The organism is Terriglobus albidus, assembly GCF_025685425.1.
GTDB lineage: Bacteria > Acidobacteriota > Terriglobia > Terriglobales > Acidobacteriaceae > Terriglobus > Terriglobus albidus.
In genome coordinates this window covers 378294-392320 of record NZ_JAGTAS010000058.1, presented here as the reverse complement: position 1 = coordinate 392320, position 14027 = coordinate 378294, and the positions used below count along the sequence as shown (strand labels likewise).

Below are 14027 nucleotides of genomic sequence, written 5' to 3'. Positions count from 1 at the left end.
GGGTGAACGCTCGCAACGCTAGGGTGGGCGGGTAATCACTAGATGTTGAGAAACGGTTCGCGCAGGGCGCGAAGGCCCACATCTCGGCCTGGCCGAGATATGGGGCACCCAGATTGGTGGCTCCCAAAAGAAAAGGCCCGCTTCGTAGGCGGGCCAAGTGTGGTGATGTCCGTTGCTCAAACCTCAGCGTGATGGTGGTAAACATCCCATCCCATATAGGTCTCCAGAGCTTCCGCCACGGGCACGGCGCAATGACTTCCATTCATCGCAGCGTGATGCTCAAACCCGTTCTTGCAGATGACGTGCATCAGTTTCTGCAGCTTCGGCACATGCGCGACGGCGCGGGTGCCGAAGGTATTCAACGGATCGTCGGTGAAGAGGCCATTGCCGACATAAGCTCGGATCTTACCTTGAAGGTCATCTGTACTAACACGGCCGAAGGTCAGCAGGCCGGCGGGCGTGCGGCCTTCGAGAGCTCCGACGGTGTTCTGTTCGCCAAGGACGGTGCCGAGAATCGGAGCGGTGCCGATGCGGATGTCGGGCAGAAAATCTTTGGCCCAGTTGCCGCAGTGGAAGAGGACGCACTTATCAGGATCGTTGCCGTAGTTGTTGTTCCAGTCGACCAGCGCCGAGGGCTTCTTACTGGCGAGCTGTAGAGCGTACATGCTGACGACGCCGGCGATATCGACCTCGCAGGCCGAGGGCAGCATCTGCTCGCTCATCATCGACATGATGGTGCAGACGTTGACGCCGAAGTTCTTCTGCATTGATGACCAGCACTGAATTGCGGTGGCGGTCAGGCCGAGCTCCTGCATCCAGTCATCGACGACCAGGGCGAACTTCGCCATCTTCAGCAGGCTTTCGCTTGGAGCCTTGGATGCATCGGCGTAGCTGCGGATCTGCTCGATGCGCTGCTTGACGCGGGAATCGGCATCGGCAATGCGTTGTGCGGAGCCGAAGACCTCGGAAAGATCGATGGTATTGACCGAGATGCCCGCTGCCTCAAAGAGCTTTTCGCTGAAGCGGGTAGTGTTGAAGGCATTGGGGCGTGCTCCGACGGCTCCCAGGCGAACACGGCGAAGGCCGCGCACGACGCGGCAGGTGGCCAGGAAGTTGGTGAGGTCTTCGCGAAAGCGATCGCTGTTGATGGCGACGGTGTGATCGCGGGTGAGGGTGTACTTATAGCCGTACTGGCGCAGGTTGTTACAGGCGGAGATCTTGCCGCAGAAGGCATCGCGGCGGCGCTCCAGGCCAAAGGCGTCCAGATCGTCAGGGCAGGCCTGCACGAGGATAGGGACATTCAGCTCAGAGAGGCGGATGGCATCGGAGAGCGCCTTCTCATCGCCGAAGTTCGGCAAGCAGACGAAAATGCCTTCGATCTCGGCGCGATGCGCGCGGAAGAGCTCGCCGCACTTGACCGCGTCGGCCCATCCCTGTACATCGCCCAGCTTGGTCTGGCCCGCGGTAAGCCAGATAGGCGTGACATCGAGCTGCGAGAAGAGGGTGGTGAGCTGCTGGCGCGCTTCTGAGATGAGAGCGTCGGGGAAGAAGTCGCGGTTACCAAGAATGACGCCGAGAGTGCTGGGCATGAGTGATTCCTTTTGGGTGTTATCTGATCTTTTCAAAGTCGCGATAGTTATCCACGTTGGCGCGAGTGACGAGATCGCAGGGGATGATCTGTTTCTCCGGCTTGCCGGTTGAACCGGTCTTCAGGAAGTGATCGGCCTCGTCGACAGCGAGCCGCGAGATAACGACAGCGGGTTGGAGAGAGGTGGCTCGTAGCTCGCCAGAGCGAATAGCCGTGGCCGCATCGGGTGAGCCGTCGAAGCCGGTGACGACGATTCCTTTGCGGCCGGAGGACTTGATCGCCGCTGCGGCGCCGAGAGCCATGGTGTCATTGCCGGCGATGATGCCTGCGAGCTTCGCGTGTCCCTGCAGGATGGTCTCGGTCTTCTGAAATGCCTCTGCCTGCGACCAGTTGGCCGACTGTGCCGCAACAAGCTTCAGTTGCGGTGCGGTGTCGAGGATCTCGTGAAAGCCTTTGGTGCGGATCTGGGCGTTGGTATCGGACTCACGACCCAGCAGCTCGGCATACTCACCTTCCTTGGTAGCGCGTGCAAACTCTTCCGCAACGATGCGAGCGCCCTGGTGGTTATCGGCGATGATCTGCGCGTTGGCGACTCCGGTGACCTGGATCTCGCGGTCGATGAGGAAGACGGCGATGCCTTCAGCCTTCGCGCGGCGTACGGCGGAGATGGAGGATTCTGACCCGGCATTGTCGAGCACGATTGCCTCGGCTCCGCTGGCGATGGCGGCGTCGATGAGGTTGTCCTGGCGGTAAGCGTCATCGTTATGTGCGTCGATGCGGGTGCGGTACCCGAGCTGCTGCGCGCGGGCAGCAGCGGCATCGCCCTCGGCCTTGAAGTAAGGGTTGTCCTGCGAGGGGACGATGATGGCGATCAGCGGCTTCGACAGCTCTTCACGGTGACATCCGGTAAGAGCGACGGCGCCAACCACGAACAGTGTTGCGAGCTTCATGCTCCGGCTCCTGGAGTGGAGCGCAGCAGCAGCGGCAGGAACTTCGCCTGCAACCGCGATTGGAGCTGATCGATGGCGACCGCGAGGACGATGACGACGCCCTTGATGACGATCTGCCAGAACTCAGAGACGCCGAGCATTACCAGGCCGTCGGCGAGTACGCCGATAACGAAGGCTCCGATCAGCGAACCGGTGACGGAGCCACGTCCTCCCATGAGTGACGTGCCTCCGAGGACGACGGCGGCGATGGCGTTCAGCTCGAAGCTTTCGCCCGTGGCCGGGTGAGCAGCTTCGAGTTGCGAGGCGATGATGAGCCCAACGAGTCCCGCGCAGAAGGCAGAGAAGAGGAAGGTGTACATCTTCACGCGGGGCACAACAATGCCGGCCAGGCGGGCAGCACGTTCATTGCCGCCGATAGCGTAGACGTGGCGGCCGAAGGGAGTCTTGGCGGCGATGAAAGCCGCGACGGCAAACAGCGCGAACATCAGCCAGACCGGGATGGGGACGCGCAGCAGAAAGCTCTGGCCGATGAAAGCAAAGGAAGGCGCATGCGCGGCGAGGTTCGGGAAGGTCTTGCCGTTGGACATCAGCAGAGCCGCACCGCGTGCGATGTACAGCGTGCCCAGCGTCGCGATAAAGGGAGCGACGCCGGCGCGCGAGACCAGCCAGCCATTCAACGCGCCAACCACCAGACACAGAGCGATGGTTGCGAAGATAGCGACGAAGACTCCGGGATGATACGTTGTCCCGCCGAGCGTGAGGCCCTGTGTGAGGATGTAGCCGGCCACCATGCCACCCAGACCGGCAACGGAGCCGACGGAGAGATCGATGCCTCCGGAGAGGATGACAAAGGTCATGCCGATGGCGAGGATCGCGGAGATGGCGACGTGCTTGGTCAGGATGGAGAGATTGGCTGCTGTCAGAAAGCTCGGCGCCAGGGCAGAGAACAGGATGAGCAGCAACACCAGCACGAGGACAGCGCGGGCACGCAGCAGGATGAGTGCGATGCGGGCTCCACTGCTGGCCAGACGATCGGACGATGAGAGCGTGGCGGAGATAGAGGTCATGCGAGGCTTCCTGTGGTCACGTTCGGGCTGGCCGCGGCGAAGAGTGCTTCGTCGGTCAACTGGTGATGCTGAAATTGGGCTGCAATGCGTCCCTGGCACAGGACGAGGGCGCGGTCGGCGAGCGTGCGCGTCTCTTCAATCTCGGATGAGGTGAAGAGAATGCTCAGACCATCCGCAGCCAGCTTGCGAAGAATGCGATAGATCTCGGCTTTCGCCCCGGCATCGACGCCACGTGTTGGTTCATCGAGCAGCAGGACGCGCGGGTTGCGCATCAGGCAGCGAGCGATCAGAACCTTCTGCTGGTTGCCACCGGAGAGTGAGGTGACGGGCAGTTCAAGATCGTTGGCCGCGATGTTCAGATCCTTCGCCAGCTTGCGCACTAATTCTGTCTCATGCGCGCGTGAGAGCAAGGGGCCATGCGAGGCTGCCAAGGCCACGTTCTCGCGAATCGATAGCTCGGGAATGAGGCCGTCGCGCTGACGGTCTTCCGGGACAAGAATAATGCCGGCCTTAACCGCGCTGCCAACGGAATTCAGCTCAAGCGTGCGACCTTCGATCTGAACGGAGCCGTCAAGCGGTGTACGGTTCCCCGCGAGCGTCTCCAGTAGCTCGGTTCTTCCTGCTCCGAGAAGGCCATAGATGCCGAGCACCTCGCCTTTGTGGAGCGTCAACGAGATCTCGTGCAATGCAGCCTGCGATTCTTCACCTGCGGCAGAGGAGCCGAGCTCTAAGTGGTGGACAGATAGCACGGCCTGGGTGGAGGCAGCCGGGCGGACCTGCAGGTCGGTAGTATCGGCGCGGCCTGACATACGTTCCACGATCCATTGCCGCGTGACCTCGGATCGAGCGGCTTCGCCGACGACGCGTCCTGAGCGCAGGACGGTGAAGTAATCGCCGAGGTGTAGCAGCTCGTGCAGACGGTGCGAGATGTAAACGATGGTGACGCCGGAGCGTTTGAGATCCCCGATGACCTCGAAGAGCGACTCTGCTTCCGCCATCGAGAGAGCAGAGGTGGGCTCGTCGAGGATCAGGATCTTCGATCCGTGAGCAATGGTGCGGGCCAGTTCGACGATCTGTCTGCAGCCGAGCGAGAGATGAGCTGTCTGCGCATTGACCGGCATCGGCTTGTGCAGACGGTGGAGCGCATCGGCCGATTGCGTATCTTCGGTCTTGCGATCGACCATAGCCGCGCGGGTCAGTTCCCGGCCGGCGAAGATGTTCTCGCTGATGTCGAGGTTCGGCATCACGCTCAGCTCCTGGTGCACGATGCTGATACCGTGTGCCGCCGCATCGCGTGGACTGCGGAGAGTGATTGGCTTTCCGTCGAGGAGGATGGCGCCTTCATCGCACGATTCCACGCCTGACAGGATGCGCATCAAGGTGGACTTTCCAGCGCCGTTCTCTCCGATCAGTACATTGACGGCATTGCGATGAAGCTTGAAGTCGACATGGTCGAGCGCGATGTTACCGGGATACCGCTTCAGGATGCCATTTGCCTGGAGGATCACATCGCTCATGCGAGCTCTCCCTTCAGGCGAGCCTGTTGGACGGCAAGCTTCCAGCCATCGTAGTGTGACGCGAGCGATGTGCCGGGGAGGAAGGTCACCGACTCCTGCGGAAGGGATGCGAGATCCGCGACAGAATGCCACCAGCCGAGTGTGAGTCCACCGAGCCAGGCGGCGCCAAGTGCCGACAGGTCTTCGCAACTGGAGCGATGGACCGGCACCTGCAGCAGGTCCGCCTGAAACTGCATGAGAGCCCCATTGCGGGTTGCGCCTCCGTCGGTGTGCAGTGTGGGAAGCTCGACACCGGCGGCATCGCGCATGGCATGAAAGACATCCGCGACCTGATAGGCAATGGCATCGACCGCGGCGCGCGCCATATGTTCACGCCTGCTGGTATGGCTAAGGCCGGTGAGTGTGCCGCGCGCGGCGGAGTCCCAGTGGGGCGCTCCGAGGCCGACCATCGCTGGAACGAAGTAGACACTTGCTGCATTCGAAACTCTCTCGGCAAGTGCTACGGCATCGCGGGTGGGATCGGCAAGCCCGAGAAACTCTCCCACCCATTGCACCGCCGATCCGGTCATGGTGATGTTGCCCTCAAGGGCAAAATGAGCTGTGCCGTTGTGCGACCAGGCGATGGTGCGCGCCAGACTGCGTGTAGGAGCAGGGAGACCCGGCGTCAACGTCATCAGAGACGAGCCAGTACCATAGGTTGCCTTGATGGTTCCCGGCGTATAGCTTCCATGTCCCACCATCGCCGCGTGGGAGTCACCGATAGCGGAGATGATCGGAATGTCCACAAGTTCTGGAATCGCCGAGACCGTACCAAACAAGGACGAGGAGCAGGCGAGCTGCGGCATCGTGGTATGGGGAATTCCAAACAGATCGAGCAGTTCACCATCCCACTGCAATGTTTGAAGATTCAACAGCGCCGTACGCGATGCGTTGGTGTGATCCGTGACGTAGGTCGCGCCGTCGGTCAGCTTATAGATAAGCCACGCATCAACGTTGCCCAGGCAAAGGTCGCCCTGCTCCGCCTGAGACCTTAACGCAGGATTCTGCTGGAGCAGCCAGCCCCATTTACTCGCAGAGACAAGCGGATCGAGCGGCAAGCCCGTGCGCTCGCGAATGATGTCCCTGTGAGATGCGAGTTGCCCACAGATGGCCTCGCCTCGCCTGCACTGCCAGCTGATCGCATTCGCTGCGGGCCTGGCGTCGGCACGATACCAGGCGACGGCGGTCTCCCGCTGGTTGGAAATGGCAATACCTTTGATCCGATCAGCGCCGCTATGGGCGATGCACTCGCGGATGACGGCGAGTACCGACTGCCACAGTGCTTCAGGATCCTGCTCCACCATGCCCGGCTGCGGTGTCACCAGCGTAAGCGGTGCAGACGCTCGAAAGACCGGCTGTCCATCGTTGCCGACGAGGAGAGCCTTGGTATTCGTTGTTCCCTGATCGATGGCGAGGATAAGGTCGGACATGATCTGGGCCTACTTCTTCGCTCCCAGCAGATCGAGTGCGGCGTTCACTATGCCCTCCGCGTTCAAGTGGAAGTGATCCAGCAGAAACTCCGCGGACCCGGTGGGTGCGAAGACGTCGGGCAGCCCCAGCATGCGCATCCGTGCAGGATGGTGCAGTGCGAGCACCTCGGCGACCGCTCCGCCAAGACCGCCGGCGGTGAGTGCCTCTTCGGCGGTGACGATGCCGCGGGTCTCGCGTGCGGCTTTGAGAATCGCATCGGAGTCGAGCGGCTTGATGCTGCTCATATTCAACACCCGGGCGAAGATGCCGCGCTCTTCCAGAAGTTTTGCGGCCTGCAGGGCACGAGCTACCAGAATGCCGTTGGTGATGATGGTGACATCGTCTCCGTCGTTCATCAGCGCGGCCCGGCCTAGCGTGAACTGGTATCCCCGATCATGCACTTTTGGCACCGGAACGCGGCTGATGCGCAGGAACATCGGGCCATCGTGGCGCAGGGAATAGCGCATGACCTGCTCGGTCTCCAGCGGATCGGCCGGCACGATGACGGTAAGGTTCGGAATGATGCGTGTCCAGGCCATGTCTTCGATGGAATGATGAGTGGCGCCAAGCTGCCCATAGGCCATACCGGAGGACATGCCGCAGAGCTTGACGTTCCATTTGGAGTAGCCAAGATCGACCTTTACCTGTTCCATAGCGCGGGCGGTCAGGAAGCAGGAGGCTCCGCAGACATAAGGGACCATGCCACCATTGGCCAGGCCCGCCCCGACGCCGACCATATTCTGTTCCGCGATTCCGACATTGACGAACCGCTCGGGGAAGAGTTCCTTGAACTTCTTCAGCTTGGTGGAAGAGACCGAATCATTGATGACCGCGCAGACCCGCTTGTCTTGTGCGGCCATCTCCTCAAGAGTCCTGGAGTAGGCTTCGCGGCAATCGTAGGTCTTGGCTGATGTCTCAACAGGGGGGGCGACTACCATGGGACCTCCACTCCGAGTTCTTCTGCCGCCAGCAAAAGCTGCTCACGTGTCGGCACACCATGATGCCAAGCGGGCTTATTCTCTGCAAAGCTGACGCCTTTGCCTTTGATCGTGTTTGCGATGATGCAGGTCGGTTTCCCGGGTTCAAGAGGAAGAGAGTGAAAGACCTGCATCAGCTCCTCGTGGTTATGCCCGTCCACTTCCCGTACCGCAAAGCCGAAAGAAGCCCACTTCGAAGGGAGCGGATCCAGTTGAACTGTGTTTTCAGTGAAGTCGCCCTGCTGAATGCGGTTGCGGTCGACGATAACCGTCAGATTATCCAGCTTGTAATGATGAGCGGTCATGGCGGCTTCCCAGTTGGAGCCCTCCTGCAACTCGCCATCGCCGGTCAGGACGAAGACCCGCCAGTGCTCGCCACGCATCTTCGCTGCAAGAGCAGCGCCGACGGCGATGGGAGCCCCATGACCCAGGGGACCGGTATTTGCCTCTACGCCAGGCAGTTTGTTCCTGTCAGGATGACCATTCAGCATCGACAGCGGATCCATGAAGGTTTTAAGTTGCTCGACCGGGAAGAAGCCGCGGGCGGCGAGGGTTGCGTAGAAGGCGCCCGAGCAGTGTCCCTTGGACATGATGAAGCGATCCCGCTGCTCCCAGTAGGGTTTTTCAGGATCGACCGCCAGGATGCCGCCCAGGTAGAGACAGGTAAGAATGTCGGCAGAGGAGAGGTCGCCGCCGGTGTGACCCAGTTGCGAATGATGGGTCATCGACATCGCACGGATGCGGGTAAGGTTTGCAGCTTGCTGCAGGTGTTTCAAGGATGATTCCGCCATAAGCTAAGGCAACCAAAGGTTCGACTTGGCTCTCATGACATCACATCATCGTATTTTTTGCAATAATGCATAAAAATGCTTAGTCTCTGAAGGCTCAGATATTGCGAAAGGAAAGAACCTGGAGTGATCCATATGCGGCAGATTGCGCCGACGCTTGCGGTGCTGTTGGGGACTAAGCTCAACACGGCTAAGTCTCCACGGTTATCGCTGCAATGAAAATTGAGTACCCTTATCTAAGAGAGATCGTGGGAGAGCTCTCGAGGAGAGGTACGTGGATCGCAGCAGGGACGCTCGCCGTCAGGACGACCAGGAGGCGCCGCCTCGAACTCGTCAGGCTCTGATCGATACGCCGATTATCGCGGCGGTGAATGAGCCTGCTGCGTTCGAAGTGGCGCTTCAGAGTCCACCGCGGGCTGTCTACCTGTTGACAGGAAATCCGCTGTCTCTTCCTGGAATGCTGCAGCGAGCTGCGGAACAGGGAAAGCAATGCCTGGTCAATATCGATTTTCTGGATGGCCTGGCGCGCGACCGTTTTGCGGTGGAGTTTCTTGCCAGCCATCATGTCGCTGGCATCGTTTCGACGCGCTCCGAAATCCTCAAAGCAGCGCAATCGTTTGGATTGATTACGGTGCAGCGTACTTTCAGCCTTGATTCGGCGGCGGTAACCGCGACTCGTAAATCACTGACGCAATTTCTTCCGGATGCGGTGGAGGTGCTGCCAGCGATGGCAGCACCCAAGGTCGCGCGGAAGTTGTTGGAAGATCATGCCTCCCTGCGGATTATTGGGGGAGGACTGATCGAGACCGTCAAGGAGATCGAAGATCTTTTGGCCGCTGGGATTCACGCGGTCTCGGTCAGCGATCAGCGGTTGTGGATTATTTAGAGCATTTTCCCTGTTGCTGGCTATCCCGGAAGGGGCGTGCAGCGGCGTTTTCATTGCGGAAAACGCCCATAGATGACGAAGCCCTACGCTACATCTACAGGGAAAATGCTCTAGCGGCTTTCTGCTGTACGAGTACCTCTGGATTCGCGCAGTAACGCAGGGTTCCGTTCTGAAGATAGCTTTTGAGTTCCTCTGCCGCGATGCGGGTGGCTTTGATGGCGGCCTGCTTGGTGCCGCCGGCAATGTGCGGAGTCGTGATGAAGTTGGGGAGCTGCAGCAGACTTGAATCTGCGGGAAGCGGTTCTTCGGGGAAGACGTCCGCTGCAGCCGCAAATAGATGACCGGAGCGGAGAGCTTGTTCGAGAGCCTGGTAGTCCATCAGTGCACCGCGCGCGCAGTTGATGACAACGGCGCCGCGCTTGAGCTTCTGGATCTGTTCCGCGCCGAGAATGTTGCGGGTCTCGGCGGTCTCGCGGGCGTGGAGAGAGACGACGTCGGAGCGTTGCAGCAATTCGTCCAGAGTAGCTACCTGAGTTGCGGGTGAGTCTTCGTTCATGTGCGCATAAGGGTCATAGCAGAGAACGGTAGCACCGAATCCGCGCAGGATACGGGCGACGATTCCACCGATGGCGCCGTAGCCTATGAGGCCGACGGTTGCGGTTTCAAGCTCAAAGCCTGCGCTGTCCCATGTGTAGTCGCCCTTCCACTCTCCACGATGGAGAGCGGCGTGCGTCTGCGGAATGAAGCGCAGCGCACTCAGCATCATTGCGATGGTATGTTCTGCGGTTGCTGCAGCGTTGCGTGCCGGTGTGTAGGCGATGGCGATGCCGTGTTCGGTGGCCGCTGGGACGTTGACGTTGACCGGGCCGCCGCGGCACACGATAAAGAGGCGAAGGTCTTCTACCTGTTCCATCACACGCCGGGTGAGCGGCGCATGGTGTGCGATGCAGATGGAGACGCCCTGGAGAGCCTCCATCATCTGTTCTTCTGAACCGGAGGCCTCACGAACCTCGGCGATATTGCGGAACGGCTCGATGGGAAAAGGAGTCGACGCTTCGATGATCTCGAAGCGATTGCCAAGCTCACCAAGGGAAGCCCGCATGAGCTGCGACTGGATGAAGTGGTCTCCAATGACGAGAAGTTTTTCTTGAGGCATTACCGGGAAGTCTCCTTCGGGGGAAGTGGGAGTGGAGCATTGAACGACAAAAGACTGACAGTGGAGTTAGGCCGTATCTCGATCTCGGTGATGGCGCAGTTGTGAAAGGTGGGGAAGAGGTCCCGATAGCGCGATAGAGAGATGCCCAGAGCCCGGCAGAGGACGAGCCGCAGCAGGGTGCTATGGGCAACGACCAATGCGTGCCCGTGAGGCGGGAGTGGTGCGGCGATACAACGAAGAGCGGCGAGGCCGCGCTCGGCCGCCACTACTGGATCTTCGCCACCGGGCATGTGATGGAGGACAGGATCGCTTCGGAAGGCAGCGAGAGCTTCGGGCATGGTCGTTTGCAGCTCGCTCTTTGTATGACCCTCGGCGCGGCCAAAGTCGAGCTCAAGGAGACGATCGTCGGTCTGAAGCTTCAGCCCAAGGGCGTCCGCCGCAGGAGTTGCCGTCTTGATAGCGCGAGAGAGCGACGAAGACCAGACAGACTGAATGCTGGTGGTTGCTGCCCAGCGTGCGAGCCTGCCTGCCTGCTGGATGCCTTTGGGCGTGAGCGCGATATCGGTCCGGCCGGCGTAGCGATTTTCGGTGTGCCATATCGTCTCACCATGGCGGACAAGAAAGAGGCGGCTCATCGTGTCACCTCGTTAGGTGCACCTTTGATGGCTGTGCATGCCAGCGCGGGATCCAGCCAGCCTCGCTGCCTGAGTTCTTTCACAAATTCCTGGTACTGCTCCAGATACATCGAGGATTGTCCTGTGGGTTCGATCTTTTTTTCGATATGCACCATGCGTTTTGCAGCGTGATGCAGTGAGTCGGCGGAGGATGCTGCAAGAACCGCCATGCCGAATGCGGCTTCCGTGACAGAGGGCACGATGAGGGGGCGGGAGAGGACATCGGCGCGGATCTGGTTGAAGGCCTCGCTTTTTGTGGCGCCGCCGGAGATAAAGAAGTCACCTGCTCGAGGCGCGCCGCCGGCAACCATGACATCGACGCAAAGCCGCTCTGTACAGGCGATACCTTCCAGGATCGCGCGGTACTTCGTCTCGTCTGAGCCGAACTGCCCAAGAGCAAAGTAGGTGGCGTCAGAGTTTGAGAAGGGAAAGCGCTCTCCGCGTCCGCTGAGCGGATACATCACAATGCCGGAGGGGCCGTCTGCTGCTGCCGCCGATTGATTAAGGTGTGGAAGATCCTGAGCCTTGAACTCTTTCGCAATGATTCCCGCGCCGATATTGGACGCTCCTCCGGGAAGCCACATCCCATCGGGCGAGCGGTGAGAGTAGATAACACCGCGTGGATCGTGGAGAAGCTGGGGTGTCACGCCCTTCAATACGAGCGTCGTACCGATGACAGAGCTCCAACTCCCAGGACTGACCGCACCGGCTGCGATCTGCGAAGCGCAGCCGTCGGTCATGCCGGCGTAGATAGGCGTACCCGCAGAGATGCCTGTTTCCTGAAGGGAACGGCCACCGGTCACACCGATACGGGCTCCCGGGCGAACAACTTTGGGCAAGAGTCCCGAATCGATCCCCAGAGTATTCAGGACATCGTCAGGCCACTTGTCTTCGAGCTGGTGGTAGCCGGTTTTGAGGGCATTACTGCTGTCCGTTGGAAGCAGAACACCTGCAAGCCGCGCATTGATGAAATCGTTCTGGTGGAGGATGCGGCGATCAGGAGAGAGCAGGCCCTGGCGCGAGAGCCATACCATCTTGGGCAGTGCCCACGAGGGCTGCATGCGGTAGCTCATCTGTTGCCACACGCTATCCCCAATACGATTGACTTCGTCGACTTCCGCGAGTGCCCGGGCATCGTCATACATCAGGGCTGGGCCGCAGGGGCGGAGTTGCGAATCGGTAACGACAATCGTTCCGGAAGTTGCGTCGACGGCGATACCAAGAATGGGTGCGCCGCCTAATTGCCTGGTCACTGCAGAGCAACTTACACAGACCGCACTCCACCAATCTTCAGCATTCTGCTCGTGGCGAATACCGTTTCTTGTGCTGGTAAGCGGCGCGGACGAAGCCGCAGCTACATGGCCGTTGACTGTTACCGCCATGACCTTGACGCTCTGTGTGCCGAGGTCGATACCGAGGTAGACCGGCTCTATCATCGCTCACCTCGAAGCAGATGCCATTGCGACGACGAGGACTCACGGAGGGAAAGCCAGGTCTTGTAGCGGCTGGAGAAGACGGCGTACTCAGAGGTGCGCGGTACGAAGGTGCTTGTCCCTGTCTCAATACCGAGAGAGACCTTCTGTACTTGATCCATGTTGCTTGTCGTTCTAAGAGCCCATAGAAAGGCGCCTTTGGCCCCGAGTTCATTGCCGGCGGGACGAATTACATTTCGTCCCGTGACGTCTGCGATCATCTGGCACCAGAAGTCACTCCGTGCTCCTCCACCGGCGCCGTAGACGCGCTGCAGGGCAGGATCGGCGGTCCGTTCGAGGCATTCACGGATGACAAAGGCGAGACCTTCGTATAAGGCATGAGCGATCCTCGATGGAGAGGTATTGAATGATAGGCCGTGGAAGCTGCCGCGCGCCTTCGGTTCGAGGAAAGGCGCGCGCTCTCCGGCAGCGGAGAGATACGGCAGGAAGAACGCATCTTCCAGCGAGGTACACTCTGCCTGTGCCAACTGTTCGAGCCGTTGCTGATCTCCGCCTGCAAACAGCGTGGCGCCCCATCGTAGAGCCTCACACCCGGTGAGGGTCGGCATGGCGCGAAGGAATTGTCCGTCCTCGAATGCGATGGTGGTACCGGAGGCGGCTTGTGTGAGATCGACGTCGGGAAGAATGGTCTCGGTGCAGATGGTCGTGCCCAGGATGACGCATGCACGTTCAGGCGTGTTGACTCCACAGCCGAAGGCGGTGGTGACGATGTCGTACGGCGCCATCAGGACCGGTATACCTGCTGAAAGACCCATCCGCTGTGCTGCGGTAGAAGTGAGTGGACCGCTGAGATCGCTTCCCTGAGCAATAGGAGGAAGCTTCTCGAAATGTTCTTCGAGTTGAAAGAGCTGGAGCAGATCCGGGGAGTATTGCCGATTTTTGATGTCGCAGAAGGGGTTCGACGCGTCAGAGAGGTCGGCAGCATAACGGCCTGTCATGCAGGAGAACAGCCAGCCGTTGCAGGTAAGCGCCCAGCGTGCGCGCGCCAGAGTTTGCGGTTCATGCAGGGAGAGCCAGCGAAGGATGGCATTTGGCAGGCCAGGATACGAAGCGGACCCTGAGATGCGGAAGGCTTGGTCGATGATGCCCTCCTCGCGCCATCGTTCGACGATCTCGTACGCGCGCCCGTCATTCCAAAGAATGGCTGTGCGTACGGGGCTGCCGGACGCGTCAACGAGCCAGCAGCCATCGCCCTGGGCCGTGGAGACGATACCTTCGATCGGCTCCCCACACTTTTGTGCAGCCTGCCGGACAGTCGACACGACTGCCTGCCACACGCTCTCCTGGGTCTGTTCAGAATATTCAGCGCGCGGATGCAGTACTTCGGTATTCGCGCGTGCGAGGGCGAGTTCTTCGCCGGTAGGGCTGAAGGCGACCGCTTTGATAACGGTTGTTCCTGCGTCAATTGCGATCCAGGCCATG

General features: G+C 60.1%; 12 protein-coding genes. 1 reads left to right on the top strand and 11 read right to left on the bottom strand.

All coding sequences use genetic code 11. The features are described 5' to 3' along the window. Positions 1–176: 176 nt before the first annotated feature. The 7 genes from OHL21_RS20720 to OHL21_RS20690 are packed head-to-tail and all read right to left on the bottom strand — an operon-like array spanning position 177 to position 8384. Positions 177–1589 carry an L-fucose/L-arabinose isomerase family protein gene (locus tag OHL21_RS20720; RefSeq protein ID WP_263419211.1) on the bottom strand — a complete coding sequence of 471 codons (1413 nt, stop codon included), beginning with the start codon at positions 1587–1589 and terminating at the stop codon, positions 177–179. 19 nt (positions 1590–1608) lie between these two features. Then, the gene (locus OHL21_RS20715; protein ID WP_263419210.1) at positions 1609–2538 is read right to left on the bottom strand and encodes a D-ribose ABC transporter substrate-binding protein; all 930 of its coding nucleotides are present in this window, start codon (positions 2536–2538) and stop codon (positions 1609–1611) included. Beyond that, positions 2535–3605 carry an ABC transporter permease gene (locus OHL21_RS20710; RefSeq protein ID WP_263419209.1) on the bottom strand — a complete coding sequence of 357 codons (1071 nt, stop codon included), beginning with the start codon at positions 3603–3605 and terminating at the stop codon, positions 2535–2537. The genes OHL21_RS20715 and OHL21_RS20710 overlap by 4 nt, the downstream gene beginning before the upstream one ends. Next, positions 3602–5122, bottom strand: a complete 1521-nt coding sequence (locus OHL21_RS20705; protein WP_263419208.1) for a sugar ABC transporter ATP-binding protein — start codon at positions 5120–5122, stop codon at positions 3602–3604. The genes OHL21_RS20710 and OHL21_RS20705 overlap by 4 nt, the downstream gene beginning before the upstream one ends. Further along, positions 5119–6591 carry an FGGY family carbohydrate kinase gene (locus tag OHL21_RS20700; protein WP_263419207.1) on the bottom strand — a complete coding sequence of 491 codons (1473 nt, stop codon included), beginning with the start codon at positions 6589–6591 and terminating at the stop codon, positions 5119–5121. Before OHL21_RS20700 ends, OHL21_RS20705 begins: the two co-directional genes overlap by 4 nt. 9 nt (positions 6592–6600) lie before the next feature. Next, positions 6601–7569, bottom strand: a complete 969-nt coding sequence (locus OHL21_RS20695; RefSeq protein ID WP_263419206.1) for a transketolase family protein — start codon at positions 7567–7569, stop codon at positions 6601–6603. Then, complete coding sequence (locus OHL21_RS20690) at positions 7563–8384, bottom strand: transketolase (RefSeq protein ID WP_263419205.1); 822 nt, start codon at positions 8382–8384, stop codon at positions 7563–7565. The genes OHL21_RS20695 and OHL21_RS20690 overlap by 7 nt, the downstream gene beginning before the upstream one ends. Positions 8385–8670: 286 nt before the next feature. Here OHL21_RS20690 and OHL21_RS20685 point away from each other — a divergent pair, with 286 nt between their 5' ends. Continuing rightward, positions 8671–9282 carry a glycerol-3-phosphate responsive antiterminator gene (locus tag OHL21_RS20685; RefSeq protein ID WP_263419204.1) on the top strand — a complete coding sequence of 204 codons (612 nt, stop codon included), beginning with the start codon at positions 8671–8673 and terminating at the stop codon, positions 9280–9282. A gap of 94 nt (positions 9283–9376) precedes the next feature. Here OHL21_RS20685 and OHL21_RS20680 read toward each other — a convergent pair whose 3' ends face one another. Genes OHL21_RS20680 through OHL21_RS20665 form a run of 4 tightly spaced genes read right to left on the bottom strand, consistent with a single transcriptional unit; the run spans position 9377 to position 14026 of the window. Further along, on the bottom strand, positions 9377–10438 hold the full coding sequence (locus OHL21_RS20680; RefSeq protein ID WP_263419203.1) for a 2-hydroxyacid dehydrogenase: 1062 nt from the start codon (positions 10436–10438) through the stop codon (positions 9377–9379). After that, positions 10438–11073 (bottom strand): histidine phosphatase family protein, encoded by a 636-nt coding sequence (locus OHL21_RS20675; protein WP_263419202.1) that lies wholly within the window; start codon positions 11071–11073, stop codon positions 10438–10440. The genes OHL21_RS20680 and OHL21_RS20675 overlap by 1 nt, the downstream gene beginning before the upstream one ends. Next, the gene (locus tag OHL21_RS20670) at positions 11070–12548 is read right to left on the bottom strand and encodes an FGGY-family carbohydrate kinase (protein ID WP_263419201.1); all 1479 of its coding nucleotides are present in this window, start codon (positions 12546–12548) and stop codon (positions 11070–11072) included. Before OHL21_RS20670 ends, OHL21_RS20675 begins: the two co-directional genes overlap by 4 nt. Beyond that, positions 12545–14026, bottom strand: a complete 1482-nt coding sequence (locus OHL21_RS20665; protein WP_263419200.1) for an FGGY-family carbohydrate kinase — start codon at positions 14024–14026, stop codon at positions 12545–12547. The genes OHL21_RS20670 and OHL21_RS20665 overlap by 4 nt, the downstream gene beginning before the upstream one ends. Between the last annotated feature and the right edge of the window lies 1 nt (position 14027).